General features: G+C 53.9%; 27 protein-coding genes. 9 read left to right on the top strand and 18 right to left on the bottom strand.

The annotated features are described in order from the left end of the window. Position 1 precedes the first annotated feature (1 nt). Positions 2-1,054, bottom strand: a complete 1,053-nt coding sequence (locus ACNQ0T_RS02270) for a TIGR01620 family protein (RefSeq protein ID WP_417929467.1) — start codon at positions 1,052-1,054, stop codon at positions 2-4. Continuing rightward, complete coding sequence (locus ACNQ0T_RS02265; RefSeq protein WP_022648291.1) at positions 1,051-2,448, bottom strand: YcjX family protein; 1,398 nt, start codon at positions 2,446-2,448, stop codon at positions 1,051-1,053. The genes ACNQ0T_RS02270 and ACNQ0T_RS02265 overlap by 4 nt, the downstream gene beginning before the upstream one ends. A 155-nt stretch (positions 2,449-2,603) precedes the next feature. Here ACNQ0T_RS02265 and ACNQ0T_RS02260 point away from each other — a divergent pair, with 155 nt between their 5' ends. Further along, positions 2,604-3,614 carry a LacI family DNA-binding transcriptional regulator gene (locus tag ACNQ0T_RS02260; protein WP_022648292.1) on the top strand — a complete coding sequence of 337 codons (1,011 nt, stop codon included), beginning with the start codon at positions 2,604-2,606 and terminating at the stop codon, positions 3,612-3,614. 33 nt (positions 3,615-3,647) lie between these two features. Here ACNQ0T_RS02260 and ACNQ0T_RS02255 read toward each other — a convergent pair whose 3' ends face one another. The 15 genes from ACNQ0T_RS02255 to pspA all read right to left on the bottom strand — a co-directional run bounded on the left by ACNQ0T_RS02255 (position 3,648) and on the right by pspA (position 18,068). Further along, complete coding sequence (locus ACNQ0T_RS02255) at positions 3,648-4,562, bottom strand: OmpG family monomeric porin (RefSeq protein WP_023300241.1); 915 nt, start codon at positions 4,560-4,562, stop codon at positions 3,648-3,650. A gap of 66 nt (positions 4,563-4,628) precedes the next feature. Next, positions 4,629-5,711 (bottom strand): ABC transporter ATP-binding protein, encoded by a 1,083-nt coding sequence (locus ACNQ0T_RS02250; RefSeq protein WP_193131936.1) that lies wholly within the window; start codon positions 5,709-5,711, stop codon positions 4,629-4,631. Between the two features lie 13 nt (positions 5,712-5,724). Then, on the bottom strand, positions 5,725-6,390 hold the full coding sequence (gene pgmB / locus ACNQ0T_RS02245; RefSeq protein WP_022648295.1) for a beta-phosphoglucomutase: 666 nt from the start codon (positions 6,388-6,390) through the stop codon (positions 5,725-5,727). Beyond that, positions 6,380-8,659 (bottom strand): glycoside hydrolase family 65 protein, encoded by a 2,280-nt coding sequence (locus tag ACNQ0T_RS02240; RefSeq protein WP_417929465.1) that lies wholly within the window; start codon positions 8,657-8,659, stop codon positions 6,380-6,382. Before ACNQ0T_RS02240 ends, pgmB begins: the two co-directional genes overlap by 11 nt. Continuing rightward, positions 8,653-9,711, bottom strand: coding sequence for a Gfo/Idh/MocA family protein (locus ACNQ0T_RS02235; protein WP_417929464.1), 1,059 nt, complete (start codon positions 9,709-9,711; stop codon positions 8,653-8,655). Before ACNQ0T_RS02235 ends, ACNQ0T_RS02240 begins: the two co-directional genes overlap by 7 nt. 11 nt (positions 9,712-9,722) lie before the next feature. Continuing rightward, positions 9,723-10,511 carry a sugar phosphate isomerase/epimerase family protein gene (locus tag ACNQ0T_RS02230; protein WP_023306377.1) on the bottom strand — a complete coding sequence of 263 codons (789 nt, stop codon included), beginning with the start codon at positions 10,509-10,511 and terminating at the stop codon, positions 9,723-9,725. Between the two features lie 17 nt (positions 10,512-10,528). Then, entirely contained in the window at positions 10,529-11,581 is a 1,053-nt protein-coding gene (locus tag ACNQ0T_RS02225) for a zinc-dependent alcohol dehydrogenase (RefSeq protein WP_015570403.1), read from the bottom strand. Between the two features lie 28 nt (positions 11,582-11,609). Further along, on the bottom strand, positions 11,610-12,452 hold the full coding sequence (locus ACNQ0T_RS02220) for a carbohydrate ABC transporter permease (protein ID WP_003856865.1): 843 nt from the start codon (positions 12,450-12,452) through the stop codon (positions 11,610-11,612). Further along, positions 12,439-13,320, bottom strand: coding sequence for a carbohydrate ABC transporter permease (locus ACNQ0T_RS02215; RefSeq protein ID WP_022648300.1), 882 nt, complete (start codon positions 13,318-13,320; stop codon positions 12,439-12,441). The genes ACNQ0T_RS02220 and ACNQ0T_RS02215 overlap by 14 nt, the downstream gene beginning before the upstream one ends. Positions 13,321-13,341: 21 nt before the next feature. Beyond that, positions 13,342-14,634: an ABC transporter substrate-binding protein gene (locus ACNQ0T_RS02210; protein WP_023300247.1), complete on the bottom strand. Its 1,293-nt coding sequence runs from the start codon at positions 14,632-14,634 to the stop codon at positions 13,342-13,344. A 13-nt stretch (positions 14,635-14,647) separates the two neighbouring features. Then, positions 14,648-16,345, bottom strand: a complete 1,698-nt coding sequence (locus tag ACNQ0T_RS02205; RefSeq protein ID WP_417929462.1) for a sugar phosphorylase — start codon at positions 16,343-16,345, stop codon at positions 14,648-14,650. 184 nt (positions 16,346-16,529) lie between these two features. Then, a complete protein-coding gene (gene pspD, locus ACNQ0T_RS02200) occupies positions 16,530-16,754 on the bottom strand; it encodes a phage shock protein PspD (RefSeq protein WP_006810818.1) in 225 nt (74 codons plus the stop codon). A 12-nt stretch (positions 16,755-16,766) separates the two neighbouring features. Continuing rightward, positions 16,767-17,126, bottom strand: a complete 360-nt coding sequence (gene pspC / locus ACNQ0T_RS02195) for an envelope stress response membrane protein PspC (RefSeq protein WP_006810819.1) — start codon at positions 17,124-17,126, stop codon at positions 16,767-16,769. After that, complete coding sequence (pspB, locus tag ACNQ0T_RS02190) at positions 17,126-17,350, bottom strand: envelope stress response membrane protein PspB (RefSeq protein WP_022648304.1); 225 nt, start codon at positions 17,348-17,350, stop codon at positions 17,126-17,128. The genes pspC and pspB overlap by 1 nt, the downstream gene beginning before the upstream one ends. Positions 17,351-17,399: 49 nt before the next feature. Then, positions 17,400-18,068 (bottom strand): phage shock protein PspA, encoded by a 669-nt coding sequence (gene pspA, locus ACNQ0T_RS02185; RefSeq protein ID WP_126490307.1) that lies wholly within the window; start codon positions 18,066-18,068, stop codon positions 17,400-17,402. A gap of 151 nt (positions 18,069-18,219) precedes the next feature. Between pspA and pspF the strand changes: the two genes are divergently transcribed. The 6 genes from pspF (at position 18,220) to sapF (ending at position 24,580) form a co-directional block, all read left to right on the top strand. Further along, complete coding sequence (pspF, locus tag ACNQ0T_RS02180; RefSeq protein ID WP_162882544.1) at positions 18,220-19,212, top strand: phage shock protein operon transcriptional activator; 993 nt, start codon at positions 18,220-18,222, stop codon at positions 19,210-19,212. Between the two features lie 88 nt (positions 19,213-19,300). Further along, entirely contained in the window at positions 19,301-20,941 is a 1,641-nt protein-coding gene (gene sapA, locus ACNQ0T_RS02175; RefSeq protein ID WP_022648307.1) for an ABC transporter substrate-binding protein SapA, read from the top strand. Continuing rightward, positions 20,938-21,903: a putrescine export ABC transporter permease SapB gene (sapB, locus tag ACNQ0T_RS02170; protein WP_022648308.1), complete on the top strand. Its 966-nt coding sequence runs from the start codon at positions 20,938-20,940 to the stop codon at positions 21,901-21,903. The genes sapA and sapB overlap by 4 nt, the downstream gene beginning before the upstream one ends. Beyond that, positions 21,890-22,780 carry a putrescine export ABC transporter permease SapC gene (gene sapC, locus ACNQ0T_RS02165; protein WP_003856843.1) on the top strand — a complete coding sequence of 297 codons (891 nt, stop codon included), beginning with the start codon at positions 21,890-21,892 and terminating at the stop codon, positions 22,778-22,780. Before sapB ends, sapC begins: the two co-directional genes overlap by 14 nt. Further along, positions 22,780-23,772, top strand: a complete 993-nt coding sequence (gene sapD, locus ACNQ0T_RS02160; protein ID WP_003856840.1) for a putrescine export ABC transporter ATP-binding protein SapD — start codon at positions 22,780-22,782, stop codon at positions 23,770-23,772. Before sapC ends, sapD begins: the two co-directional genes overlap by 1 nt. 1 nt (position 23,773) lies before the next feature. Then, positions 23,774-24,580 (top strand): putrescine export ABC transporter ATP-binding protein SapF, encoded by an 807-nt coding sequence (gene sapF / locus ACNQ0T_RS02155; protein ID WP_003856838.1) that lies wholly within the window; start codon positions 23,774-23,776, stop codon positions 24,578-24,580. Here the strand turns inward: sapF and ACNQ0T_RS02150 are convergent. After that, positions 24,577-25,167 carry a TetR/AcrR family transcriptional regulator gene (locus ACNQ0T_RS02150; protein WP_022648309.1) on the bottom strand — a complete coding sequence of 197 codons (591 nt, stop codon included), beginning with the start codon at positions 25,165-25,167 and terminating at the stop codon, positions 24,577-24,579. The two genes, sapF and ACNQ0T_RS02150, sit on opposite strands and share 4 nt — an antisense overlap. A gap of 134 nt (positions 25,168-25,301) precedes the next feature. On the opposite strand from ACNQ0T_RS02150, the gene ACNQ0T_RS02145 reads away from it, so the two are divergent. Both ACNQ0T_RS02145 and fabI read left to right on the top strand, forming a co-directional pair. Next, on the top strand, positions 25,302-25,703 hold the full coding sequence (locus ACNQ0T_RS02145) for a RidA family protein (RefSeq protein WP_063150492.1): 402 nt from the start codon (positions 25,302-25,304) through the stop codon (positions 25,701-25,703). A gap of 281 nt (positions 25,704-25,984) precedes the next feature. Further along, the gene (fabI, locus tag ACNQ0T_RS02140; RefSeq protein WP_003856831.1) at positions 25,985-26,773 is read left to right on the top strand and encodes an enoyl-ACP reductase FabI; all 789 of its coding nucleotides are present in this window, start codon (positions 25,985-25,987) and stop codon (positions 26,771-26,773) included. Positions 26,774-26,922 lie beyond the last annotated feature (149 nt).

Raw genomic sequence — 26,922 nt, 5'->3', positions numbered from 1 at the left:
CTCACTGAGCAGGTTTTTTATTGAGCGTCTCTTTAAGCTGACCAATCAATTCGCGACGGAAATCCCCCAGCCGCGGCTTATCGCCATCGATCCAGGGGAGTGGACGACAAACCTCCATCGCTTTTATTCCTAAGCGTGCCGTCAGCAGACCGGCACCAATCCCCTGCGCCGCCCGGGCAGAGAGACGCGCCGCAAGATCCTGCGACATCCAGTCCATCCCGACCTCCCGCACCAGTTCGCTTGCCCCGGCGAAGGCGATATTCAGCAACACCAGTTTGAACAGGCGCAGTCGGCTGTAATAGCCAAGCTCAATGCCATACAGTCTGGCGATGCGGTTGATCAGGCGCAGGTTGCGCCAGGCGATAAAGGCCATGTCCACCATCGCCAGCGGACTGACGGCAATCATCAGGGTGGATTCCGCCGCCGAGCGGCTGATCTCACGACGAGCCTGCGCATCCAGTACCGGCTGAACAATGTGCGCATAGAGCGTGACCACTTCCTGGTCATTCTGGGTTTCGTGGATCGCCGCATACCAGCGCTGAAGCGCCGGGTGAGAGTGATCTATCCCGGCCTGAGCCGCAAGCTTTTCACAAAAAGCACGCCCTTTTCCGGTGCCGTGACTGTGCAGCAGATCCCGCGCTTCATCGCGTTCGTGCGCACGCTGACGCAGACGCCAGAGGCGACGCCACTCGGTCACGACCGAGCCGACGCCCGCACCAACGATCAACGCCCCGGCGGCGCATCCCCCCAGCGCTACCCAGTCCTGGGTTTGCCAGGCATTGATGCCCCACTGCACGCCCTGACCAATTACGCTCACACCAAAAAGGGCTAACCCGGCGGTCACCATCTTACGCCACAGGCTGCGTTTCGGGCGCAGTGCCGCATCAACGACCGCTTCCGCCTGCCCCTCTTCAACCAACGGCTCCTCTGCCAGCACGGGAGCAAAGTTGTCGGCCTGCGGACCGCTGAAGGTTTGCGCTGTTTTAAACGCCTCATGCGGGGACTGCTCAAGCTGGCCGGTAAAATCAATGCGGGGTTTTAACGGTTCCGTCATCGCAATTTATCTCCAATTAAAAACTCCAGCGCGGCATCCAGACGAATATGCGGCAATGGCTGGTCAACGTTCATGCTCTGCGGACGGAAGTCTTCGAACTGAAAACCCTGGCTTTGCCAGAAAGCCTGGCCCGGCAAACGCGGGGGAACTTCGCCCGGATAGACCGTGAGCGGCTCACCGTCGCTGAGTCGGTTGCCCCGCAGGGCCGGAATTTTCTCGCCATTCACGTCAATCAACCCACTCTGTGTAGCCTGTACGGACGCCAGACCCAGACAATCCATACTAATCCCTTCGAACGCCGCGTTCTGCCAGGCATCCTGCACCAGCTGTTGCAGCAGGGATACCATGTTGGCGTGCTGATCGACCGTCACATGATCAGCTTTTGTGGCGGCAAACAGCAGCTTGTCGATGACCGGCGAGAATAAACGGCGAAACAGCGTACGCTGGCCATAATGAAAACTTTGCATCAGCTGCGTCAGCGCCAGCCGCATATCATTGAACGCCTGCGGCCCGCTGTTGAGGGGTTGCAGGCAGTCCACCAGCACGATCTGGCGGTCAAAGCGTAAAAAATGATTTTTATAAAAACCCTTAACCACCTTCTCACAGTAATAATTGTATCGCTCGCGGAGCATACCGGCGTTGGTGGTCTTGTCTGCCTGTGCCAGCTTCGATTCGCCGATGCGGTCAACGTCCGGCCACGGGAAAAACTGTAGCGCGGGAGCACCGGCTAGATCTCCCGGCAGAACAAAACGGCCAGGCTGAATAAAATGCAGCCCTTCCTGCTTGCACTGATGCAGGTAATCCGTCCAGGCCTGGGCTATGACGGCCAGACGGTTTTCATCCGCCGGCGCCAGCGGATCCAGCCCTTCGCAAAGCTGGCGCCATTTGGTCGACCACTCTGCCCGCTGCCCCTGCAACAGACCGGTCATCTGTCGGGACCAGCTCAGGTAATCCTGCGCCAGCATCGGTAAATCGAGCAGCCATTCTCCCGGATAATCCACAATTTCGAGATACAGCGTGGACGTTTCTTTAAAGTGACGCATCAGGGATTCATTCGAGCGAAAACGAAGCGCAAGGCGAATTTCGCTCACGCCACGCGTCGGGGTGGGCCAGGCGGGAGGCTCCCCGTATAACTGTGCCAGACCTTCATCATAGGTGAAACGGGGGATGCCAAAATCACGTTGCGGTACGCGTTTTACGCCTAACAATCGCTCCTCGCGCACCGCGCTAAGCAGTGGCAGGCGCGCCCCAGCATGCAGGTTCAACAGCTGATTGACCATCGCCGTAATGAATGCCGTCTTACCGCTGCGGCTCAGCCCGGTAACGGCAAGACGCAGATGGCGATCAACGCCACGGTTCACCAGAGAATTGAATTCGTTTTTAAGTCGCTTCATCGCCGTCCTTCATTGTCTGGAACCCTGAACAAAGTCACTTCAGAATACAGTAAATTGGGGCAGATCGTTGATTATCAATTCTTAATTATTGCTATTGCCGTTTTCTCTCCAGTAAGATGGACGCAATTGCTGTCCGTCTGGAGTGAGTAAGGTGTATGTCACCCACCATCTATGATATTGCCCGCGTTGCTGGCGTTTCGAAATCAACCGTGTCACGCGTTCTGAATAAACAAACGAATATTTCTCCTGAAGCGCGTGAAAAGGTGTTGAAGGCGATAGATGAGTTAAATTACCAACCTAATAAACTTGCCCGCGCACTCACCTCTTCTGGCTTCGACGCCATTATGGTTATTTCGACCCGCTCAACCAAGACCACTGCAGGAAATCCCTTTTTCTCAGATGTACTGCATGCCATTACGGCAAAAGCAGAAGAAGAAGGTTTTGATGTTATTTTACAAACGTCCAAAAGCAGTGAAGATGATCTGCAAAAATGCGTGGGTAAAATAAAGCAGAAGATGATCAAAGGCATCATCATGCTAAGCTCGCCGGCGAACGAGTCGTTTTTCTCGACACTGGATGAATACGGTGTGCCCGTGGTCGTCATTGGTAAAGTGGAAGGAAATTACCAGAATATCTATTCTGTCGACACGGATAATTTCCGCGACAGCGCCATATTAACAGACTCGTTTATCACGCATGGCCGCACCAAAATTGCCTGTCTGCATGCCCCGCTCGATTATCACGTCTCTATCGATCGCCTGGCGGGTTATAAATTCAGCCTTGAGAAACACGGCATCGAAATTAACCCGACCTGGGTTATCGATGGCGGCTATACCCATGAAAGCGCGCTTCAGGCGGCCTGCCAGCTACTCTCCTCAGACAACCCGCCCGATGCGGTTTTTGCGACTGACAGCATGAAATTGCTGAGTCTTTATCGTGCCGCGGATGCGCTAAATCTGGCGATCCCGGAACAGGTCGCAATGGCAGGATACAGCGACCCGATGCTATCTCTCATTTTAACCCCTGCACCAGGCGGCTTTGATATCCCCACGAAAAAGCTGGGCGAAGAGAGCTGCGATTTGTTGTTCAGGTGCATTGCGGATAAACCTGCGCCGCATAAGGTATTGGTTGAAACACATTTTTCAGATGCAGCTTCGTTACGCTAAAAACCAGGGGCAAACGCCCCTGGTATAACGTCATCAGAACGCGTAATTGACGCCGACACCCGCATAGTGGAAGCGGTCGCTCTCGCCTTCGTCATGATTTTCCCATTCGTAGGCATACTCGAGCGTCATGGAAAGGCCATTCGCAAAGTCATAAGCATAGAGCAGACCCAGTCGGTTGAAGTCATGCCCTTCACGAGTTGGATCGTCCTGCCAGTCCCAGTTTGACCAGCGATCGAGCCCCAGACGGGTGTAAGGTGTAAGCGTTGTCTGGCCTAATGAAACAGGCAGGTAGGCACGAATCTCCTGGGTGGAGAATTCACCGTTATTACGTGAACTGTCCATATTGAAGCCACGCTCTAAATAGTAGTTAACTTTTGCAGAGACGGTTTCGTTTATTGTCCAGGTAAATCCGGTTTCCGTTTCGACGCGGCTGTCAGAATAACCGGTTTTTCCCAGGTCATTCGCAAACTGGTACATGGCAAACCAACCGCCAAAACGCCAGTCATCTGTTAATTTCACATCCCAGTCAGGCTGAATTTTATAGCGCTGCATATTAGCACTACCGTCTTTCGCACCGTGCTCATCTTTAAAATGATATCCATAATTACGGAAACCGCCCGTAAGACCCAGCGTAAAATCCTCTGTGCCAATGAAGCGATACCGTAATTCAAATTCAGGACGATCGAAATAGGTGCCGCGCGTCATGCTGCTGTAATCAACCGGGCCTTCCTGATACATCGCCAGTGAAATTGTCCACGCATCATACGTGGCGTTAAACCACACGGAAGGTTCATATAATCCATCTTTATCGTCGCCCTGACCTTCGACGTTTTCAATTTCATACATGGCACCAATATTAAATTCCCACTGTTTGGTTGACTCTGTTGCTTGCGCGCAGCTTACCCCTGCGCACAGAACGAGCGCAGCACTTCTTAGTAGAGTACTCATTAAAATATTCCTTTATAATTAACATACAAAAAAACCGGAAACTTTCATTTCCGGCGAATACCTTTCTTATCTAATAGCTGCTTCAGTATCAGCATCGAAGAAATGGCACTTACTCATATCGAACTGGATGCCGATATTATCTCCTGCAACGTAATCATCCGCCGCTCCCGCACGGACAACCAGTTCATGCCCTCCCACGTTGGCATAAAGCATAAATTCTGCCCCAGTCAGCTCAGCGACGCTGATCTTCGCCGCGATATTTTCACCGCTGCGCTGTAGCGTGAGAATGTCTTCCGGACGGATCCCAAAGACGACCGCTTTGCGCTGGTAACCTTGCGCATTCAGTACGGCGAGCTTGTCTTCCGGGATCTCCAGGCGCAGCGTTTCCGTCACGAAGTATCGGTCGTCGATCGCGCCACGAATGAAGTTCATCGCAGGTGAACCAATAAAGCCTGCAACGAACATATTCGCCGGCTCGTTGTAAACCTGCTTCGGCGCGCCCACCTGCTGAATGATGCCGTCTTTTAAAATCACAATACGGGTCGCCATCGTCATGGCTTCCGTCTGATCGTGCGTCACGTAAATCATGGTGGTGTTGAGCTTCTGGTGCAGCTTGCTGATTTCAGCGCGCATCTGTACACGAAGCTTGGCATCGAGGTTTGACAGCGGTTCATCCATCAGGAAGACCCCTGCTTCACGCACTATCGCCCTGCCTAACGCCACGCGCTGACGCTGACCACCTGACAATGCGCCAGGTTTACGCTGGAGATAGTCGCGTAAACCCAGGATCTGGGCCGCCCAGCTAACACGTTCTTCGATGATGGAAGGTGCTATTTTTTGCATCTTCAGGCCAAACGCCATGTTGTCGTAGACCGTCATATGCGGATAGAGCGCATAGTTCTGGAAGACCATTGCGATATCACGGGACTTGGCGGGAACATCATTCATGCAAACCCCGTCAATAATCAGTTCACCTGCGCTGATCTCCTCAAGGCCGGCGATCATTCGCAACGTCGTGGATTTCCCACAGCCCGATGGACCGACGAAGACGATAAATTCTTTATCTTCAATCTCGAGATTGAAATCCTTAACCACGTGGACCTGGTTATCATAGATTTTCTGAATGTGTTTCAGAGACAGTTGAGCCATTATTAATTCCTTATCAATACGCCCGGGATGCCCAGAACGCCGTCAGGCGTTCCCAGGTCAGTTCCTGCGTTGAATGAAGTTGTAATCCCGCATGGTTCAGGCCAGGCCCAATTCCGACCGACAGCATTCCTGCGGCGTTGATCGCATCTACCCCTGCGGCGGCATCTTCGATACCAATGGCCTCTTCAGGACGCACGTTCAGTCCTTTACAGGCTGCAAGGAAGATCTCCGGGTCCGGCTTTGAGCGGCAAATGCGCGAAGCATCGGCGCAAAAATCGAAAGCCTGATGAATGCCCAACGCGTGCAAAATCCCAGGGGCATTAAGCGATACGGATGCCAGCCCAATTTTGACCTTCGCGGCGCGAATATCCGCCAGCACGTCGCGAATACCCGGGAGCAGCGAATCCTGCGTCAGTGATGCCAGCGACTGGACGTAAAGCGCGTTTTTTTTCGTCGCCAGCGCCAGGCGCTGCTCGTCACTGAACATCCCCTCTTTCCCGCCATGTTTCAGAATGCGCTGGAGGGAGTCCATTCGGCTTATTCCCTTCAGCTGTTCGTTAAATACTTCATCGAAGGTAATACCAATCTCCTCCGCCACGGCGCGCCAGGCCAGAAAGTGAAGATGCGCGGTATCGGTGATCACCCCGTCCAGATCGAATACAACAGCGTTAAGCGTCATGGCGCCCCTCCGTGGTAGCGGTCCCATTAACAGGTGCAAGAAAGTCCTTGTGCGCGCAGACTTTTCGCCCTGATACGTGCAGCGTTTTACCCCACAGCGTCAACGTGACAGGTGCGGTAGTCTCAATGGTTAACTGGTCATTTTCACAGGTAATGTGCATTGTTGCGTCCCGCCACCGCAGCGGGAAGGCGAGTTTCTGCCAGTGAACAGGCAGTTTCGGTGCAAGATGCAGCTCCCCTTCGCTAATGTGCAGGCCAGCAAACCCCTGAATAGCGCCCAACCAGATCGCACCGGTGGCGGCGGCATGAATACCGTCATCACTGCTGTGTGGGTCGTCCCCCAGGTCGATGGCGATACCGTCACGCCAGAAGGCATACGCCCCCTCGGTGTCACCGCAGCGTGCGAGCACAATGCCGTGAATGGCTTTACTCAGGGATGAATCATGAATCGTGCGTGGCTCGTAGAACGCCAGATTGGCGGCACATTGCTGCGGCGTAAACCGTTCCGGCAGCAGGTAGTTAAGCATCACCACATCGGCCTGCTTCAGGATCTGCATCTCGTTCACTTCCGCGCGAGAGTAATCAAGCAGAATGGTTTGCTTACCCGCTTTGGCTTTATAGCGGCTCAGATCGATGGCAGGTTTTGCCATGAAGGTATCATCCTGCGGGATCACACCGTCTGCGTCGGCCTCTGGCAGCCACAGGCGCGCCAGGAACTTCCCGGCATTCTCCGTAAAACGCGCATCTTCACGGCCAAACATCGCCATAAACTGACGCGCGCAGGCAACGTTGTGCCAGGCCAGATAGTTGGTGTAGGCGTTGTTGTTGACATGCTCGGTGTATTCATCCGGTCCGATCACGTCATGGATCTCAAGACGACCATTGATTTCCGTCGCGCGTCCCATCCAGAACGAAGCGGTTTCCATCAGTAGCGTCAGCCCCTCATTCCGCATAAAGGCATCGTCGTGTGTTGCCTGCCAGTAAGCGACCACGGCCCAGGCGATATCAGCCACGATGTGATGTTCAGCGAGTGCGGAAGCCACCTTCTGGCGAACCCCGGTGCGGATGTTAATGGCCGCGAATTCTGGCGTCTCTTCCTGTCCGCTGGCCGCACTTTCCCACGGGAACAATGCACCCGGCCAACCGTTACGGCGCGCTTTTTCCCGTGCGCCTGCCAGATTAAGCCAACGATAGCGTAGCAGGCTGCGGGCAATCTGCGGGCGGGTAAACAGATGGAACGGCAGCAGGAAAATTTCGGTATCCCAGAAGACGTGCCCCTTGTACCCCTCACCCGTCAGCCCTTTCGCCGCAATACTGCTTCGCTCATCATGAGCAGGCGTCATTGTCGTCAGATGCCAGACGGCGTAATCCAGCGCCAGCTGATCCTGTTGCTCTGTGGTAGTCACTTCCACACGTGCGTCGCGCCAGACATCTTTCCAGGCATACGCTGAGCTTTCAAGCAACGCCTCATAACCTCTTGCCGCACAGACTTTAAGATCGGCCAGCGCGTTGCGCGCGATTGACTCCTGCGACAGCGCTTTCTCGCTACGATGAGCCACCCAGACGATCTTCTCAAGCGTGACAGTGTCACCTCTAGCAATCGTCAGCGAATGATGCACGCTGAGACGGCGGTTTTTGGCGGTGAAACAGCTGTCGCTTTTCGTCGAGAGCTGGCAATACGCCGAAACCACAACCTCAGATGCACGGTCCTGCGTTTCATACACGCCCTGCATGTAGTGCTGGTCAAAGATCCTGACCGAGATTTCATCCAGATGCTGTCTGCCGCTGTTCGTTTGTGTCGCATCTATGCCGGTTTTCAGCACGGCCTGAGCGTCGCCATCAAGCGGTGTGATCGAGAACTGCATTGCCACTAAGGGCAACTGGTCCAGCGAAACAAAACGACGGCTCTCCAGCCGATAACGTTTCCCGTCGGGTGCACGCCAGACAACGTTGCGATGCAGTTCGCCGTTAGCAAAGGCCAGCTCGCGCTGCCATTCAAGAATTTCGCCTGACAGGAGCGTGAAATTGACGCCATCAAGCTCAACATCAATACCGGTGATATCCGGCAGATTGACCAGCTCAGTAGTCTCGTTGCGACCCGCGCAATGATAAAGCCCCGCGAGATACATGCCTCTGGTCTGCTGGGTGTAATCTTCTTCATGCGTAGCGCGAATGCCCATGTATCCATTCCCGCATGTCATGACAGAGGCATATTTGTTCAGGCTGTGAGGACAAAAGCCCGGATCGTTTAATACAGACACGTTCAGCATAATGTCACGCTTTCCCCTGTTTCTGCTGATTCATAAAGCGCGGCAACAAGCTGTTGTATAACCAAACCCTGTTCTGCGTCAGCGATCATAACGTGCTCTCCCAGCACATGACGCACGAAGGCATCCATACTGCGCAGATGGCGCTGATCGTCCGCCTCTTCTCGATGGATAAGGGTTTCTAAAACACCGGCTTCGTCGTTATAGATATGCGCCGGGAACAGCGTTGCGCCTGCCTTATCACCGCAGAAAGAGACGTTCATGATGGACTGCTCGCGGATGTTAAGCGCAAAGGAGGTGTCCAGACGCAGAACGCCGCCGTTGCAGAATTCAATCGTGCCAAACAGGGCATCTTCCACGGTAAACTGCGTAGGATCCCATTCGCCAAACTGACCGGTGTGTTTCCGGTTCCCCAGTCTCAGGAAGCTGTGTGCGGTTACCCGCTTCACAGCCGGGAAGCCCAACACGTACATCGCAGCATCCAGCATATGAATGCCGATATCGATAAGCGGCCCGCCACCCTGGAGCGATTTATTGGTGAAAACGCCCCACCCCGGCACACCGCAGCGACGCAGCGCCTGCGCGGAAGTGAAGTAAATTTCACCGAGTGTGCCGTTCATTACCGCATCGCGCAGGAGCTGGGTGTCCAGGGCAAAGCGATGATGAAAATCATACGCAAGGACTTTTCCTGCCTTGCGCGCCGCGATGCGCATCTGGTCGGCATGTTCCGGCGTCATTGCCGGCGGCTTTTCACACATCACATGGCAACCCGCTTCGAGAGCCGCAATCACATGTTCAAAATGGAACCGGTTAGGCGAACAGACGCTCACCACATCCGGTTTTACTTTCTGCAACATCTCGTGAGCGTCCTGCCATGCCGATGGAATGGCATAACGTTCCGCGAACGCCTGTGCCTGCTCAAGGCGGCTGTCCATGACAGCCACCATTTGAACATCACTGCGCGTGGCGTAATACGAGGCATGCACTTTGTCTGCAACCTGCCCGGCGCCAATGATGGCGACGCGCAGAGGCAAAGGTGTAGAAGCACTCATCACGCTCGTCATCCTTAGCATTCACGCAGGTAATTGAGTGAGTCCTGATAGGCTTGAGCCGGATCGTCGGCACGAACCCGGCACTCGTACACCACATAACCCTGATAGTTATCAGCACGCAGCTGACCGAACAGGCTGGCGAAATCGAGGCTGCCGCTGCCCGGCTGATAGCGGTGGTTATCAGCAATGTGCACATGACCCAGCAGGTCGCGGTTGTGATGCAGCGCTTCCGTCAGTGAGTCTTCTTCAATGTTCATGTGGTAGAAATCACCGATGATCTGCACGTGCTTCAGGCCGTTCTCTTCGATATAACGACGCGCGTCGGCCAGGGTGTTGATCATATGATCCTGATAGCGGTTCAGCGGCTCCAGGTAGACGGTAGTACCGGTGCGCGCTGCTACCTCATCCAGCCAGCGCAGGGAAGCGCTGACCGCTTTGCGATCGCCATCCAGGCTACGTGGCGAAGTCATTGGCGGCAGACGGAAGGTAAACATCCCCCAGGCAGCCGGGACGATAATCCCTTTGCCGCCCACTTCTGCCAGCGCTTCCAGAATGCGTTCAATCTGCTGGAGACCGTTCAGGCGGCGTTCTTCGATGAAATCCCCGATCCAGCCATCGTATCCGCCACACGCCGTCGTAACCGGCAGACCGGTGGCTTTGATAGCGGCTTTCACTTCGTCGAGATGTTCAACCAGCAGCCGGCCATCTATTTCATAGCCATCAAATCCCATCGCTTTGATATATTTGAATTTTTCCATGATAGCGGTCGGGAAAAAGGCCTGGTTTTGTGTTGCAATTTTCATGATTTGCTGTCCTTAGCTTAAAAAGTAACGCCCATTTTGATACTGAGTTCCGGGTGCTGATCGACATACTTCATGTAGCTTTCCGGGCTGGTGGTAAAGGTGACGACCGGGTCGATCAGATCTTCACAATTGAGATAACCGTTCATCAGCAATTCCCAGCAGGTCTCTTCAATACGCTTGCGACTCCAGCGTGGATAATCCGGGTTGGGTTCACTGCATGCGCGGGAGAAGACAATCTTCGCGTTGTTGAAGTGTGCTTCGCGGCCCAGGTTGAAGCCTGCCGCAAAAGGTTTGGCGAATGCCACGTAAGAGATCGTGCCGCCGTAGGCGAGTCCGCGCAGCGCAGATTGCAGCGCATCTGCAAAGCCGCTGGTTTCGATGATCACATCAGCGCCCTGCTTGCCGGTCAGTTTCTTAATTTCAAGACCGACATCGGTACCGATTGGGTTCAGGCAGTGGTCTGCACCGTGACGGCGGGCGATCTCACAGCGATGTTCAATAGGATCGACACCAATAACCACTGACGCGCCAGCTTTTTTCGCCAGCTGAATCGCAATCTGGCCAATAGCGCCCAGCCCGACAACTACAACGAAATCCCCTACGCGGACGTTAGCATCACGCACGCCGCTCATGGCGAACTGAGCCGGATCGTAACAAACAGCGTTTTTCCAGGATGCGCCCTGCGGCATTTTGCGCAGCTTATAGTTGTTCACCGCGTTGACGATGACCGTTTCCTGCAATGGGCCGTAGCAGCAAACGCTGTCGCCGATCTGGTATTCCGTTACGTCCGCACCACATTCGATGATGTCGCCGACGATCATGTTTCCCAGTTGGAATTTACCAAATTCGATGCCGCGTGCTGCCCCCTCTTCACGTGGGGTAAACATCTGCCACTCGGCGTTAAACTCTTCATCAATGAACGGGCTTGCCGCGCGGAAATCCACAACTTCGGTGCCGTGTTTCGGGGCGCCATAACGGGCACGAATCTTCACTTCATGTGCTGCAACAGGACGATCTTCGTATTCCACCAGCGCCGCTACACGAGGCGCTGTCGCAACTAATTTTTTCATGACTCACTCCTTGTTAAAATCGGCCGCCTCAGCCCTTTACGCCGCCGGCGGTCAAACCACTTTTAATAAAACGTTCAGACAGGGCATACATAATGACAACGGGCAGTGCCGTCACCAGCGATGCCGCCATCATGCGACCCCAGATGTAATCTGGCGTACTGAAGAGCGTGTTCAGCCCCACCGGCAACGTGAAGTTGCTGGCGCTGGACAGGAAAATGGAGGCGAACAGGTAGTCATTCCACGCCACCATGAAGCAGTAAACGAAGACTGACACCAGACCCGAGATCGCCAGCGGCACGGTGATGCGGAAGATGATTTGCAGGCGGTTCAGGCCGTCCATCATCGCGGCTTCTTCGATTTCGTCCGGGATAGTGTCGAAATAGCTACGCAGCATAAAGACCGCAGTCGGCAACGTCTGCGTCACCATGGTGATGATCAGCGCCAGCTCGGTGTCATAAATGCCGAGCGCGGTGATGATTTTGAACAGCGGCACTACCAGCAGGATCCCGGAGAACATATAGACGGTGTAGAAGCTCGCATTGATCGTCGTGCGCCCTTTAAAGCGCAGTTTGGATAATGCATAAGCGCCCAGCGTACCGAGAAACACCGCAATGACTGAGGAGGTCAGTGACACCACCATGCTGTTACGGAAGTAATCCACAAACGGGAAAATCAGCGGGTTAAAGATGTCGATGTAGTGCTGTAACGTCCACTCCTGCGGCAGGATAGTCGGGTGCAGTGAGATCGCCTCTTTCGCGCTTTTGAACGATGTCATCAGCATCACAAAAAACGGAAACAGCGTGATAATCAGGAATACCGCCAGTCCCAGATAAAAACCGATACGGCCCAGAACGCGTTTATTTGTTGCCATTGAGGTTTACCCTTTTTCTGGTCAGCAGAATGACAGCGAAGATGATCACAAACAGCACAACGGAAATGGCGGCTGCTTTACCCAGGTCATTGAACGCAAAGGCGGTTTTGTAGAGATATACGCCCAGAATGTCGACCTTGGTGGTGAGCAGATAAACATCCGCAAACATGTAGAACATCCAGATGGTGCGCAGCGTGACCACCGTGGCCAGCACCGGCATGATGGCGGGCAACGTCACGATACGAAAACGCTGCCAGGCATTCGCCCCGTCCATCTCTGCCGCTTCGTACAAGGATTTATCAATGGTCTGTAGAATCGCGAGGAACGAGATAAAGGCATACGGGAAGTAACGCCAGATGGCGAACAGCACGACCAGGACAAAACTGCTGCCAGGGTTATCGAACCACAGCGGGGCCTGATCGTAGAGGTGCAGCAGATCAACGCCAAGATAGTTCACAATTCCGTAGCCGTTGTTGAACATGTATTTCCAGGCAAATACCAGTGAAATAGACGGCGTCACATAGGACAATATCACCAGTGAACGTGCCGTTTTCCGCATGCGGAATTCACGGTTAAAGAAGATCGCTACGGCCAGCCCCAGTCCGGTGCTGCCGATCACCACCAGGGCCGTATACCAGAACGTCATCCACAGGGAGTGCCAGAACGCAGCATCGCCCAGGATGCGAATGTAGTTATCCAGACCGACGAAAACCGCATCAATACGCGGATTCAGCGGTAAACGTAAAAAACTGATTTCAATGTTAGAAATCATTGGCCAGGCCACCAGGCCCCCCAGCAAAATCAGGCTGGGGGCCAACAGCAGCATGGCGAAAGGCATATCTGAACGACCAGAAAACAACGTCTTCATAATTCCCTTCGCAAAGCGCTCCTATCGTTGTGATATCAGGTCAGTCAGTTTCTTCTGGCTGTTGCTTAACGTCGCATTGAGATCTTTTTGTCCCACCGTCACGTTATGCACCATGGAACTGATAATGCCGGACCCGGTAACATCACCCATGCGGGTAAAGTTCTTGTCGCCCACGGCACCAAACACCTGGACGTTCGGGAACTGCGCAATCAGCTCGTAAGGCAGTTGACCAAAGGCCTTGATAACGTCGTTGTTTTTCCAGGAATCAGTGCCCACCACGAGTTTATTGACCGGTAGCGCGGCGCCCGGAGACATCATGACCCAATCAGAGGCGTTCTGAGCCTGCTCCATCCAGGTGACAAATTTCTCGGCGGCCTGCGTTTCCTCTTCGGTCTGGCCGGTAGTGATCGTCAACGAAGTGATCATGCCGTACACGGCAGATGATTTTTCCGTCGGGACCACGAACCCCAGGTTGGCCGGATTGCCATCTTTGAAGACCGCGGGCAGGATATAGGTAGAGTAAACGGCCATAGGCGCAGAACCGTTCATGAAGGCGTCTTTGATCTCCATGACATCATTCGAGCCCGGCATGGTGTTCGCGGCCAGTGCCCTATAAAACTCAAGCGCTTTCGACATCTCAGGGGTATCGATTTTCACGCTGCCGTTTGCATCAAAGACGTTAGCCCCTCCAGACAAAGCAAACTGCGAGAAAGCCTGCTCCGTCATGACGCTTTCTGCGGTTGGAAGCGCGATACCGTAATGTTTTTTAGCCGGATCGTTGAGCGCCTGACTGGCTTTCAGCAGTTGCTCCCAGTTGTGCGGCTCTTCAATACCCGCTGCCGCGAGCGCATCTTTGTGATACCAGACGCCGGACAGCCAGGCGCTAACCGGCACCCCCGTCCATGCGCTGCCATCTTCCGTGCGAACAACGCGTAAAATACCGTCGTAAAATGTCTCCTCGCCCACCGCCTTGACGGCGCGGCCGATGGCGTCACGATCCAGCAATTGCTCTTTATCCATGACTTTGGCGTAGTCATGACTGATCTCTATCACCTCCGGTAGCGCACCGGTACGTGCCAGAGTAATAACCTTGGTGTTATAGGCATCTTCCTCAACGGGTACCTGTTTCACCGTTATAGTCGGGTTCTCTTTTTCGAATTTTTCAATCAATTTCGTGATAACGGCCTGACGCTCCTGTTCTACCGACGAGTGCATAAACTCAATGGTGACCTGAGATGCTTTATCGTCCTTACAGCCTGATAACAGGGCGCACGAAACCAGTGCTGATAACAGCACAATTTTTGGCATTTTCATTTTAGGGTCCTTTTTAGTTTTCTTTAATCCACATTACCTGCCATGGATTGAGGATCAGCTCCGTACCGCTAATATCCTGTCCTGATAATAATTCCTTACTAGAAAGCGTTTGTTCATATACGGTCTGCATTTTATTGCTAAAATTAAATAATGCTGTAATTCGCTCGCCATTTTCAGCAACACGAATAATTTTAAGAATTTGTTTACCCACTGCGTCGAAAACAGCCTGACTATCCGGATGGAACGCCCTCTCGCCGCGACGAATAGCGATAAACTTACTCAAACGAGAATAAATTTGATAACGAATACTCTTCTTATTATTCAGTTCGCTATCAAGCTGCCCCGCCGTGTATTTTTTCCGGTTAATCGCGCGGTTATATCCGAGGCGTTCGACGCCTTCATAATCGTTCCGCGAACCAAGAATGCTCTGAATATAAACAGCCGGGACGCCTGGGAAACTTAACAACACAGCATGCGCGAGGAGGAACCGTGCAATACGTTCCTCATCTGAACTGTCTTGTAAACTTAACGCATCAAGATAGGTGACATTAATTTCATAAGGGCTTCGCGTTCCGTCAGGATTATTTTTCCAGTTGACCAGCGCGCCTTCCTGCTGAAGATTTTCGACCAACGAGAGGATCTCTGATTCCGGAAGAATGCCGCGCAGCGGATTCAAACCGATACCATCATGCGAGGCCAGGAAATTAAACCATGTAGTGTGTGAAGAAGGCAGTGCCAGCGACCCCGCCCATTGGCAAAGTGCTTTCACATCCTGACGATGAACGGCATGCAGCACCAGCGGAGGTAAGGAAAACTGATAGACCATCTGGGCTTCGTTTTCACCATCACCGAAGTAAGAGATGTTGTCTTTGTGCGGAACATTTGTCTCAGTAATGATCACCGTTCCAGGTGCCACGGCGTCCGTAATGGCGCGGAACAGCTGAATAAGGCAATGGGTTTGTTCCAGATGGATGCAGGTTGTTCCCGGGATTTTCCACATAAACCCGACCGCATCCAGACGAATATAACGCGCCCCTTCCATGAGGTAATGGAGCAGAACGTCAACCATTGCAATCAGCACCTGCGGCGAGGCGAAATTGAGATCGATCTGGTCATCGCTGAATGTAGTCCATAAATGACGAACGCTGCCATCATTAAGCGTAAACGGCGTCAACAGCGGTAAAGCGCGTGGGCGCGTCACCGCGGATAAATCGGTTTCCGGGTCGACAGAAATAAAGAAATCTTCATAACCAGGCTTCTGCGCCAGATAATTCGCAAACCATTCGCTTTTCGCTGACATATGATTGCAAACGAAATCAAACATTAAGCTGGCTGACTGTTTTAATTCCGCGACATCGCGCCAGTTTCCCGTTTCAGGTGCAACGGTATGATAATCAATAACGGAAAAACCATCATCTGATGACCACGGATAGAAAGGTAAAAGATGGACATGAGAAAAAGTACGAGAAAGCCACTCATTATAGAACCGGGTAAATACCGGCAATGCTTTCTCCCCTTTCGCGGAGATCTGATCGGCATAGGTAATCAGAACAACATCTTTTTCATCCCAGCCTGACTTACGCTTCTCCGTAATATTAACCGCCGCCAGTTGAAGCTTAGTTAATAACACGTCCAGGTGTGCATCTGAAAATGATTCACCGTAAATATGATTGATAAGGTATTTAATTTTTGCGTTCACATTATTTTCCATGGTAGCGGTCCCACGGAGTGGCAATCTACTCCCATGAAAAATATCTGTCAACGGACCTGGGGGCTGAAAAAGGCATTCTCAAAGCAGCGCAACGCAGTAATGTGAGCTGCCGCAAAGAAAGAGAAAAAGCAGAGGGGGAATTCATGCCCTCTCTCAGCGCGAGAAAGGGCTTATATGAGCGGGATTAGCGTGAAAAGTAGCGACGTGAAACGCGTTTTGCCAGTTTTTGTAACAGCGGCTCCAGCGCGACCGCCAGCAACATTCTGACCGGCTTACGGGCAACAGACTTGATCGCCCAGCCCGCCACACCAGCCGGACCATAACGTAACGCCGTCATCAGAACCAGTTTACCTGCGATTTTCAGGCCGGGTTTTACCTTCTGACCGGCCTGTTGCCAGTTTTGTTTCATGTAAGTTCTCTCTTAAAGCTGACGGAAACGACTTCTCAGCGTAAAGGTATCGGAGGTGACATAACGTTCCATCTCGCGCAATCGCTTCTCCCCTGCGCTCAGCTGTTCATCCACCGCGTTAAGAAGATCGCTGCTGGTTGGCGTGTTTTCCGCATCCAGCTCACCTTCCGGCATCGGATCAAGTACAAACGACAGAATGATGTAAGCCACCAGTGTAATAAAGGCCAGGCCAAAGAAAATCGACAATACGGTGACCACACGTACCAGTTTTACCGGGACATCCAGATAGTGTGCCAGCCCGGCGCAAACGCCCCGAACCATGCCCTGCTGCGGGATGCGCCACAGTTTTTTATTCAGATTTAGTCCAGCCATTAACGCTCCCTCCAGTTCGGGTGTTCCGCATCCAGGATGGCTTCCAGCGCTTGAATACGTTCGCGCATTTTGTTTGCCTCAGAAGAGAGCTGCGCCAGCCGCTGTTGCTCGCTTTGCGACAGCTCCCCGCGAGAAGAGCGGTTGCTGTAGTGCAGCCATAACCAGATGGGCAGAACAAACAGCACGAAAATTGTCAGGGGTATTGCCAGAAAAAGCGCGCTCATGTGTACTCCTTGTCTTGCGATGCGGCACGCTCAGGTGCCGCAGGATTTATTATTGGTTGTCTTGCTTCATTTTGGCTTTCAGCGCCGCCAGCTGCTCGCTAATTTCATCATCGGCTTTCAGGTCAGCAAACTGCTGATCCAGGGTTTTCTGCTTACCGATGCTGTGGCTTTCGGCTTCCGCTTCCATGTGGTCGATACGACGTTCGAACGATTCGAAACGCGCCATCGCTTCATCCAGTTTGCCGCTGTCCAGCTGGCGACGCACGTCGCGGGACGAACTTGCAGCCTGGTGGCGCAGCGCCAGCGCCTGTTGACGTGCACGGGTTTCGCTGAGTTTGTTTTCAAGCTCACCAATCTCTTTCTTCATACGCGTCAGAGTATCATCCACCAGCGTCACTTCATGTTCCAGCGTGGCAACCATATCGGTCAGCTTCTGCTTCTCAATCAGCGCAGCGCGGGCCAGATCTTCTTTATCTTTGCGCAGCGCCAGTTCAGCTTTTTCCTGCCACTCGTTAAGCTGGGCAGTCGCCTGCTCAATACGACGCGTTAACTGCTTCTTCTCTGCCAGCGCGCGGGCGGAGGTGGAGCGTACTTCAACCAGCGTGTCTTCCATCTCCTGAATCATCAGGCGCACCAGCTTATGCGGATCTTCTGCTTTCTCCAGCAGCGAGTTGATGTTGGCGTTCACGATGTCGGCAAAACGAGAAAAAATACCCATAATTCAATCCTCATAGTTCTGTTATCGGGCGATGCCCTGCTGAGTAGTTAATACAAATCCCATGCCAACTTTTTATCTTATTGATTTTACTGGGTGTGATTGATATTTATCCATCCAGCGGCTATTCTCACCTGGTGAATATCACTAAGGAGTGGTTAATTTCATCATGGCTGAATATAAAGACAATTTGCTTGGCGAGGCAAACAGCTTCCTGGAAGTGCTTGAGCAGGTATCGCGCCTGGCGCCGCTGAATAAACCGGTGCTCATTATCGGTGAGCGCGGAACGGGTAAAGAACTTATCGCTAACCGTCTGCACTTTCTGTCTGGCCGCTGGGACGGGCCTTTTATTTCGCTTAACTGCGCGGCGCTGAATGAAAATCTGCTCGACACGGAGCTTTTCGGTCATGAAGCCGGCGCGTTTACTGGCGCACAAAAACGGCACCCCGGTCGTTTTGAACGTGCCGATGGCGGAACGCTCTTTCTCGACGAGCTGGCGACCGCGCCAATGCTGGTACAGGAAAAGCTGCTGCGCGTCATTGAGTATGGCGAACTGGAACGCGTTGGCGGAAGTCAGCCGCTTCAGGTTAACGTTCGCCTGGTGTGCGCCACTAACGCCGATCTGCCCGCGATGGTGGCAGAAGATAAATTCCGCGCCGACCTGCTGGACCGGCTGGCTTTCGATGTCGTCCAGTTGCCGCCGCTGCGTGAGCGACGCAGCGATATCATGCTGCTGGCCGATCAATTTGCCATTCAGATGTGCCGGGAACTGGGCCTGCCGCTCTTTCCGGGCTTCAGCGAACAGGCCACCGAGACCCTGCTCGGTTACCACTGGCCGGGGAATATCCGTGAACTGAAAAACGTGGTGGAACGGTCTGTTTACCGTCATGGCAGCAGCGAGACCGAACTGGACAACATTATTCTCGATCCGTTTCGGCGCGAGGTTAAACAGCCCCTTGCTCCGGCGGCGCGCCAGCATGATCCGGCGTTGCCGCTCGATTTACGCCAGTTCCAGCATCAGCAGGAGCAGCAACTGCTGGAACGGAGCCTGAAAGAGGCGAAATATAACCAGAAACGGGCAGCTGAACTGCTGGGTCTGACCTACCATCAGTTAAGGGCATTGCTCAAAAAACATCAAATGCGCTGACATTATCAGCACTTACCCCCAGACATTTTTACGAAGCAGGCGTAAGTGCGATACACTTTGCAGATCGAATCTAAAAACCTTAAAAACTATGCGCCTGGTTTTATCATCCCTGTTTGCACTCGGTCTGTTCAGCAATCTGGCCTTTGCTGCGCCCGATCGTACTGCGCCTCCTGATATTCGTGATAGTGGTTTCGTCTATTGCGTCAGCGGGCAAGTTGATACCTTTAACCCGCAAAAGGCGGGGAGCGGCGTGATTGTTGATACGCTGGCCGCACAGATTTACGATCGCCTGCTCGACGTCGATCCTTATACCTATCGGCTGGTTCCGGAGCTTGCTGAAAGTTGGGAAGTGCTTGATAACGGCGCCACGTACCGCTTCCGTCTACGCGATGATGTGGCTTTTCAGCACACCCCGTGGTTTACCCCAACCCGCAAGCTCAACGCGGATGACGTGGTTTTCACCTTCCAGCGCATCTTTAACCGCAACCATCCGTGGCATAACGTCAACGGCGGAAACTTCCCCTACTTCGACAGTCTGCAATTCGCGGACACGGTCAAAAGCGTTCGTAAGCTGGATAACCGCACGGTTGAGTTTCGCCTGACGCGCCCGGACGCCTCATTCCTCTGGCACCTGGCGACGCACTACGCGTCCGTCATGTCAGCCGAATACGCGGATCAGCTGACGAAAAAGGATCGTCAGGAACGTCTCGATCGTGAGCCTGTGGGCACAGGACCCTTCCAGTTAGCTGAGTACCGCGCCGGACAATACATTCGCCTGCAACGACACGATCATTTCTGGCGCGGCAAACCGCTGATGCCGCAGGTTATTGTCGATCTGGGTTCAGGTGGAACAGGTCGCCTCTCCAAACTGCTGACCGGTGAGTGCGACGTTCTTGCGTGGCCTGCGGCCAGCCAGTTGACTATTTTGCGCGACGACCCCCGCCTGCGCCTGACCCTACGCCCGGGAATGAACATCGCCTATCTGGCGTTTAACACCGATAAGCCACCGCTGAATAATCCGGCCGTGCGCCATGCGCTGGCGTTAGCGATCAACAATCAGCGTCTGATGCAGTCGATTTATTACGGCACCGCGGAAACCGCCGCCTCTATTCTGCCCCGCGCCTCCTGGGCCTATGACGGCGAGGCGAAGATCACGGAATATAATCCGGCGAAAGCGCGCGAACAGCTTAAAGCACTGGGGGCAGAAAACCTGACGCTTCAGCTGTGGGTACCCACCAGCTCTCAGGCGTGGAACCCCAGCCCGCTGAAAACCGCCGAACTGTTGCAGGCAGATATGGCCCAGGTGGGCGTTAAGGTGATCATCGTTCCTGTCGAAGGCCGTTTCCAGGAGGCGCGTCTGATGGACATGAATCACGACTTAACGCTGGCTGGCTGGTCTACCGACAGTAACGACCCGGACAGCTTCTTCCGTCCGCTGCTGAGCTGTGCAGCGATCAACTCCCAGACCAACTACGCGCACTGGTGTAACCGGGAATTTGATGCTGTGCTGCAAAAAGCCCTCTCATCTCAACAGCTTGCTTCACGCATTGAGGCCTACGATGAAGCGCAAAATATTCTGGCCAGAGAGCTTCCCGTGTTGCCGCTTGCCTCTTCCCTGCGCCTTCAGGCCTACCGTTACGATATAAAAGGGCTGGTACTCAGCCCGTTTGGTAACGCCTCCTTCGCGGGCGTGACTCGTGAGAAAGAACAAGAGGTGAAAAAACCATGATTATATTTACCTTGCGGCGGCTGCTATTACTGCTGGTCACCCTGTTCTTCCTGACCTTTGTCGGCTTTAGCCTTAGCTACTTTACGCCGCACGCCCCGCTTCAGGGCTCATCCCTCTGGGACGCCTGGCTGTTCTGGTTTAACGGCCTGTTGCACTGGGATTTTGGCGTGTCCAGCATCAACGGACAGCTCATCTCTGAGCAGCTGAAGATGGTTTTCCCGGCCACCATGGAGCTGTGTATACTCGCCTTTGGCTTTGCCCTCATGGTGGGGATCCCGGTGGGGATGCTGGCGGGAATTTATCGCAATAAATGGCAGGATAAATTCATCAGCGCGCTTGCCTTAATTGGCTTTTCCATCCCTGTTTTCTGGCTGGCGCTGCTGCTTACCCTCTTCTTCTCACTGACGTTAGGCTGGCTTCCGGTGTCTGGCCGTTTCGACCTGCTATATAACGTGCAAACGGTGAGCGGCTTCGCCATCGTTGACGCCTGGCTTTCCGATTCAGTCTGGCGCGACGAAATGATCGTGAGCGCCCTGCGCCATATGGTGCTGCCAGTGCTCACGCTGGCCGTCGCACCGACGACCGAAGTGATCCGCCTGATGCGCATCAGCACTATCGAAGTCTTCGATCAAAACTATGTGAAAGCCGCCGCCACACGCGGACTGTCTCGCCTGACGATTCTACGTCGCCATGTGCTGCACAATGCGTTGCCGCCGGTAATCCCACGGCTTGGGCTGCAATTCTCAACCATGCTGACGCTGGCGATGATCACCGAGATGGTTTTCAGCTGGCCGGGCCTTGGACGCTGGATGATCAACGCCATTCGCCAGCAGGATTACGCTGCGATCTCCGCCGGAGTGATGGTGATTGGCTCGCTGGTTATTATTGTTAACGTTGTTTCCGATATTTTGGGTGCCATGGCCAACCCGTTGAAGCATAAGGAATGGTATGCCTTACGATAACGTCTACAGCGAAAAGCGCACGCCTGGTGCGCTACGCACCGTGTGGCGTAATTTCTACGGCGACACCACGGCGATGATCGGCTTTTACGGCTGCATTGGCCTCGTGTTGCTGTGTGTTTTGGGTTCGTGGTTTGCGCCGTATGGCATCGATCAGCAGTTCCTTGGTTATCAGCTTTTACCGCCATCGTGGTCGCGTTACGGGGAGGTTTCGTTCTTCCTGGGGACTGATGATCTCGGACGCGACGTGCTAAGTCGTTTACTGAGCGGCGCCGCACCTACGGTAGGCGGCGCGTTCGTGGTCACCCTGGCCGCCGCGATATGCGGCCTTGCGCTGGGCATTTTTGCCGGCTCAACCCATGGGCTGCGGTCTGCCGTGCTTAATCATATTCTTGATACCTTGCTCTCGATTCCTTCGCTGTTGCTGGCGATTATCGTCGTGGCCTTCGCGGGGCCGCACCTCACACATGCGATGTTCGCCGTCTGGCTGGCCATTCTGCCGCGCATGGTGCGATCGGTTTACAGCCTGGTTCACGACGAACTGGAGAAAGAATATGTCGTCGCCGCCCGTCTGGACGGTGCCACCACGTTTAATATTTTGTGGTTTGCCGTGCTGCCTAACATTGCCGCCGGGCTGGTGACGGAGATCACCCGCGCCCTGTCGATGGCGATTCTTGATATCGCAGCGCTGGGCTTCCTGGACCTGGGCGCGCAGCTCCCCTCCCCGGAATGGGGCGCAATGCTCGGCGATGCTCTGGAGCTGATTTACGTCGCGCCGTGGACGGTCATGCTGCCGGGCGCGGCCATCATGGTGAGCGTTCTGCTCGTTAACCTGCTTGGCGACGGGATCCGCCGCGCAATCAATGCGGGGGTGCAATAATGCCGTTACTTGATATCCGCAACCTCACGATCGAAATTAAAACGGGCGAAGGCTGGGTTAAAGCGGTGGATCGCATCAGTATTACGCTCGCAGAGGGCGAAATACGCGGGCTGGTGGGCGAATCGGGTTCCGGTAAGAGTCTAATCGCCAAAGCCATTTGCGGCGTGGCGAAGGACAACTGGCGGGTGACCGCCGACCGTATGCGTTTCGACGACATCGATCTGTTGCGTCTCTCCCCGCGCGAACGCCGTAAACTGGTGGGCCATAACGTCTCGATGATTTTTCAGGAGCCGCAATCCTGTCTCGATCCGTCCGAGCGCGTCGGGAAACAGCTGATGCAGAATATCCCCGGCTGGACCTATAAAGGCCGCTGGTGGCAGCGTTTCGGCTGGCGTAAACGCCGTGCCATTGAGCTATTGCACCGTGTGGGGATCAAAGACCATAAAGACGCGATGCGCAGTTTCCCCTACGAACTGACCGACGGTGAATGCCAGAAAGTGATGATTGCTATCGCCCTGGCCAATCAGCCGCGTCTGCTGATTGCGGACGAACCGACGAACGCGATGGAGCCAACGACTCAGGCGCAGATTTTCCGCCTGCTCACGCGTCTGAACCAGAATAACAACACCACCATTTTGCTGATCAGCCACGACCTGCAAATGTTGAGCAAGTGGGCGGATAAAATTGACGTGATGTATTGCGGACAAACGGTAGAAACCGCGCCAAGTGAAGACCTGGTGACGACGCCGCATCATCCCTACACGCAGGCGCTGATCAGGGCGATCCCTGATTTCGGCAGCGCAATGCCACACAAGAGCCGTCTGAATACTCTGCCTGGCGCGATTCCGCTGCTGGAATCGCTGCCCATTGGCTGCCGTCTGGGTCCGCGTTGCCCGTATGCTCAGCGTAAATGCATTGAAACACCGCGCCTGACAGGGCCGAAAAATCATCTGTTTGCCTGTCATTTCCCGCTGAACATGGAGAGAGAGTGAAATGGTCGAAACCTTACTGGAAGTGCGTAACCTGAGTAAGACCTTTCGCTATCGCACCGGCCTGTTTCACCGTCAGACCGTCGAGGCGGTTAAACCGCTGAGCTTTACGCTGCGCGAAAAGCAGACGCTGGCGATTATCGGTGAAAACGGCTCGGGCAAATCGACCCTGGCAAAAATGCTCGCGGGTATGGTTGAGCCAAGCGGCGGTGAAATACTGATTGACGATCATCCTCTGGAATTTGGTGACTACTCTTTCCGCAGCCAGCGCATTCGGATGATTTTTCAGGATCCGTCAACGTCCCTCAACCCGCGCCAGCGTATTTCGCAGATCCTGGATTTCCCGCTGCGGTTGAATACCGACCTGGAGCCGGAAGCGCGTCGCAAACGGATTGTCGAAACCCTGCGTCTGGTAGGTCTCCTGCCCGACCATGTCAGCTATTACCCCCACATGCTGGCCCCTGGCCAAAAACAGCGTCTCGGACTGGCCCGCGCGCTGATCCTGCGCCCGAAGGTCATTATCGCCGACGAAGCGCTGGCGTCGCTGGACATGTCGATGCGTTCGCAACTCATCAACCTGATGCTGGAGCTACAGGAAAAGCAGGGGATATCGTATATCTACGTGACTCAGCACCTGGGCATGATGAAGCACATCAGCGATCAGGTGCTGGTGATGCACCAGGGTGAAGTCGTTGAGCGCGGCAGTACCGCTGACGTGCTGGCCTCCCCGCTCCACGACCTGACAAAACGCCTGATTGCCGGACACTTTGGTGAAGCATTGACGGCCGATGCGTGGCGGAAAGATCGTTAGCCGTTGCGTAACCCGCTTGCCAGCAGAGTAAACACCTCGATGGCATGCGGCAGCGTCTTCTGCGGCTCGTCACTCGCGGCAATCATCAAGGCAGCATTCAGCGCAACGCCGTTCAACAGATGGGCTGCGACTTTCGCATCCATTTTTTTAAGCACGTTGCGTTCGATTAATTTTTCGATGGTCTGGCGGGTCGACTCAAGACAGCTGTTCTGGCTGGGCCATTGCGCCGGATCGCCCAGAACGGCCGGACCGTCAAGAAGCACGATACGCTGAACTTCCGGAACGAGCGCCATGTTGATGTAGGCGATGCCTTCCGCCAGCAGTCTCTCCCAATCATCGTCTGTGGCCGCGGCAACGGCTTTCGCGTTGCCCGCCATTTCGCTGTCTATCTGCGCGACCACCGCCGCCAGTAACCCTTTCTTATCTCTGAAATTATGATACAGCGCACCGCGCGTTAACCCCACGCTTGCCGTCAGTTCATCCATCGACGCTGCAGCAAAGCCTTTCTCAGCAAACGCCTTTCGCGCCGCATGAATCAATTTTTCGCGATTTTCCTGAGCCGTTTCAGCACGACGTTTTGTAGCCATAGGACTTCCTATAAAAGCGATATTTTTAATTTGACATACGCGGCGTATGTGAATAACATTTTTTTCACATACATTGCGTATGTTACTTCTCCTAAGTAACCACAACAACGCCTCTGACAGAATAAGGAAATGCCATGCATCCACGTAATCCTGTCTTCCCTGTCAATCGACATGCCCTTTATGATGAGCATGGCTATTCGGCTGCCATTCGCTCTGGCGATCTGTTATTTGTTTCCGGTCAGGTCGGCAGCCGCAGCGATGGCACGCCTGAGCCTGATTTCGCCGCTCAGGTGCAGTTGGCATTCGATAATTTACAGGCGACTTTGGCCGCCGCAGGATGCACTTTTGACGATCTGATTGATGTCACGACGTTTCATACCGATCCAGAAAACCAGTTCCCCGTCATCATGGAGGTGAAAAAACTGGTGTTTCCACAGCCACCTTACCCAAACTGGACGGCTATCGGCGTTAACTGGCTGGCCGGATTTGATTTTGAAATTAAGGTTATTGCCCGAATCCCCTCGCCAGCGAATTAATATCCGGCCGTCTTAGCGTGAAGCTTCTGGCCAACCTCTGGTTGGATGAGGCGAACCCAGCCCCCGGTGATATACTGCTGGAATACACACGAAATAGCCTGATAAAGAGTCAGTTCAACGTCTTTCGTGCGCCCAGTCACGGCACGTGAGCGAGAAATATCGTGACACAAGGGGCTGTGAGTGGGCTATAATTTCGAGCTAATTTCGAATGATTTTGAAATACTGCCTGTAACGCTATGAATTACAAGGCAAAATAAGCAATGAATATAAGGATTAAAGCTATGGGTTTTCTTTCCGGTAAGCGCATTCTGGTAACTGGCGTTGCCAGCAAACTGTCCATCGCATACGGCATCGCACAGGCTATGCATCGCGAAGGCGCTGAGCTGGCGTTCACCTACCAGAACGACAAGCTGAAAGGCCGTGTTGAAGAATTTGCCGCGCAGCTGGGTTCCAGCATTGTTCTGGAATGTGACGTTGCACAAGACGAAAGCATTGATGGCATGTTTGCTGAACTGGCTAAAGCATGGCCGAAATTCGACGGTTTCGTTCACTCCATCGGCTTCGCTCCGGGCGACCAGCTGGACGGCGATTACGTGAACGCGGTTACCCGTGATGGCTTCAAAATCGCCCATGACATCAGCTCCTACAGCTTCGTTGCGATGGCAAAATCCTGCCGCGCGATGCTGAACCCGGGCGCCGCCCTGCTGACCCTGTCCTACCTGGGCGCAGAACGCGCTATTCCTAACTACAACGTTATGGGGCTGGCGAAAGCGTCTCTGGAAGCCAACGTGCGCTATATGGCGAACGCAATGGGTCCTGAAGGCGTGCGTGTTAACGCAATTTCTGCGGGTCCAATCCGTACTCTGGCCGCTTCCGGTATCAAAGATTTCCGTAAAATGCTGGCACATTGCGAAGCGGTTACCCCGATTCGTCGTACCGTTACCATCGAAGATGTGGGTAACTCTGCGGCATTCCTGTGCTCTGACCTTTCCGCAGGTATCTCCGGCGAAGTGGTTCACGTGGACGGCGGCTTCAACATCGCTGCCATGAACGAGCTGGAAATCAAATAAGTCTGTTACTCTCTTCCCGCCTGGGAAGAGAGTTTTCTCCCCTCCCCGCACTTCGTTATTCCGTTCTGCTATTTGTTATCACCTAACAATATTTTTCCCCTCATCCGCCTTACGCCAGGATATTGATCGCCATTTTGAGATCAAGGAAC

Origin of the sequence: Enterobacter cloacae complex sp.6700776 (assembly GCF_048284255.1) — a bacterium.
GTDB lineage: Bacteria > Pseudomonadota > Gammaproteobacteria > Enterobacterales > Enterobacteriaceae > Enterobacter > Enterobacter intestinihominis.
Note: the sequence above shows the minus strand (reverse complement) of the source record. Positions and strands in the feature narration are given on the sequence as shown.

What these genes read in the sequence shown, in the direction of transcription:
- ACNQ0T_RS02210 (WP_023300247.1), bottom strand. Translation starts at nt 14,634, where the DNA reads ATGAAAATGCCAAAAATTGTGCTGTTATCAGCACTGGTTTCGTGCGCC.
- sapC (WP_003856843.1), top strand. Translation starts at nt 21,890, where the DNA reads ATGCCTTACGATAACGTCTACAGCGAAAAGCGCACGCCTGGTGCGCTA.
- ACNQ0T_RS02265 (WP_022648291.1), bottom strand. Translation starts at nt 2,448, where the DNA reads ATGAAGCGACTTAAAAACGAATTCAATTCTCTGGTGAACCGTGGCGTT.
- sapF (WP_003856838.1), top strand. Translation starts at nt 23,774, where the DNA reads ATGGTCGAAACCTTACTGGAAGTGCGTAACCTGAGTAAGACCTTTCGC.
- pspC (WP_006810819.1), bottom strand. Translation starts at nt 17,126, where the DNA reads ATGGCTGGACTAAATCTGAATAAAAAACTGTGGCGCATCCCGCAGCAG.
- ACNQ0T_RS02225 (WP_015570403.1), bottom strand. Translation starts at nt 11,581, where the DNA reads ATGAAAAAATTAGTTGCGACAGCGCCTCGTGTAGCGGCGCTGGTGGAA.
- sapD (WP_003856840.1), top strand. Translation starts at nt 22,780, where the DNA reads ATGCCGTTACTTGATATCCGCAACCTCACGATCGAAATTAAAACGGGC.
- pspD (WP_006810818.1), bottom strand. Translation starts at nt 16,754, where the DNA reads ATGAAACAAAACTGGCAACAGGCCGGTCAGAAGGTAAAACCCGGCCTG.
- ACNQ0T_RS02150 (WP_022648309.1), bottom strand. Translation starts at nt 25,167, where the DNA reads ATGGCTACAAAACGTCGTGCTGAAACGGCTCAGGAAAATCGCGAAAAA.
- pgmB (WP_022648295.1), bottom strand. Translation starts at nt 6,390, where the DNA reads ATGACGCTTAACGCTGTTGTATTCGATCTGGACGGGGTGATCACCGAT.
- ACNQ0T_RS02145 (WP_063150492.1), top strand. Translation starts at nt 25,302, where the DNA reads ATGCATCCACGTAATCCTGTCTTCCCTGTCAATCGACATGCCCTTTAT.
- ACNQ0T_RS02205 (WP_417929462.1), bottom strand. Translation starts at nt 16,345, where the DNA reads ATGGAAAATAATGTGAACGCAAAAATTAAATACCTTATCAATCATATT.
- sapA (WP_022648307.1), top strand. Translation starts at nt 19,301, where the DNA reads ATGCGCCTGGTTTTATCATCCCTGTTTGCACTCGGTCTGTTCAGCAAT.
- ACNQ0T_RS02270 (WP_417929467.1), bottom strand. Translation starts at nt 1,054, where the DNA reads ATGACGGAACCGTTAAAACCCCGCATTGATTTTACCGGCCAGCTTGAG.
- ACNQ0T_RS02230 (WP_023306377.1), bottom strand. Translation starts at nt 10,511, where the DNA reads ATGAAAATTGCAACACAAAACCAGGCCTTTTTCCCGACCGCTATCATG.
- ACNQ0T_RS02255 (WP_023300241.1), bottom strand. Translation starts at nt 4,562, where the DNA reads ATGAGTACTCTACTAAGAAGTGCTGCGCTCGTTCTGTGCGCAGGGGTA.
- fabI (WP_003856831.1), top strand. Translation starts at nt 25,985, where the DNA reads ATGGGTTTTCTTTCCGGTAAGCGCATTCTGGTAACTGGCGTTGCCAGC.
- pspB (WP_022648304.1), bottom strand. Translation starts at nt 17,350, where the DNA reads ATGAGCGCGCTTTTTCTGGCAATACCCCTGACAATTTTCGTGCTGTTT.
- ACNQ0T_RS02260 (WP_022648292.1), top strand. Translation starts at nt 2,604, where the DNA reads ATGTCACCCACCATCTATGATATTGCCCGCGTTGCTGGCGTTTCGAAA.
- ACNQ0T_RS02250 (WP_193131936.1), bottom strand. Translation starts at nt 5,711, where the DNA reads ATGGCTCAACTGTCTCTGAAACACATTCAGAAAATCTATGATAACCAG.
- ACNQ0T_RS02240 (WP_417929465.1), bottom strand. Translation starts at nt 8,659, where the DNA reads ATGCTGAACGTGTCTGTATTAAACGATCCGGGCTTTTGTCCTCACAGC.
- ACNQ0T_RS02220 (WP_003856865.1), bottom strand. Translation starts at nt 12,452, where the DNA reads ATGGCAACAAATAAACGCGTTCTGGGCCGTATCGGTTTTTATCTGGGA.
- ACNQ0T_RS02215 (WP_022648300.1), bottom strand. Translation starts at nt 13,320, where the DNA reads ATGAAGACGTTGTTTTCTGGTCGTTCAGATATGCCTTTCGCCATGCTG.
- pspA (WP_126490307.1), bottom strand. Translation starts at nt 18,068, where the DNA reads ATGGGTATTTTTTCTCGTTTTGCCGACATCGTGAACGCCAACATCAAC.
- sapB (WP_022648308.1), top strand. Translation starts at nt 20,938, where the DNA reads ATGATTATATTTACCTTGCGGCGGCTGCTATTACTGCTGGTCACCCTG.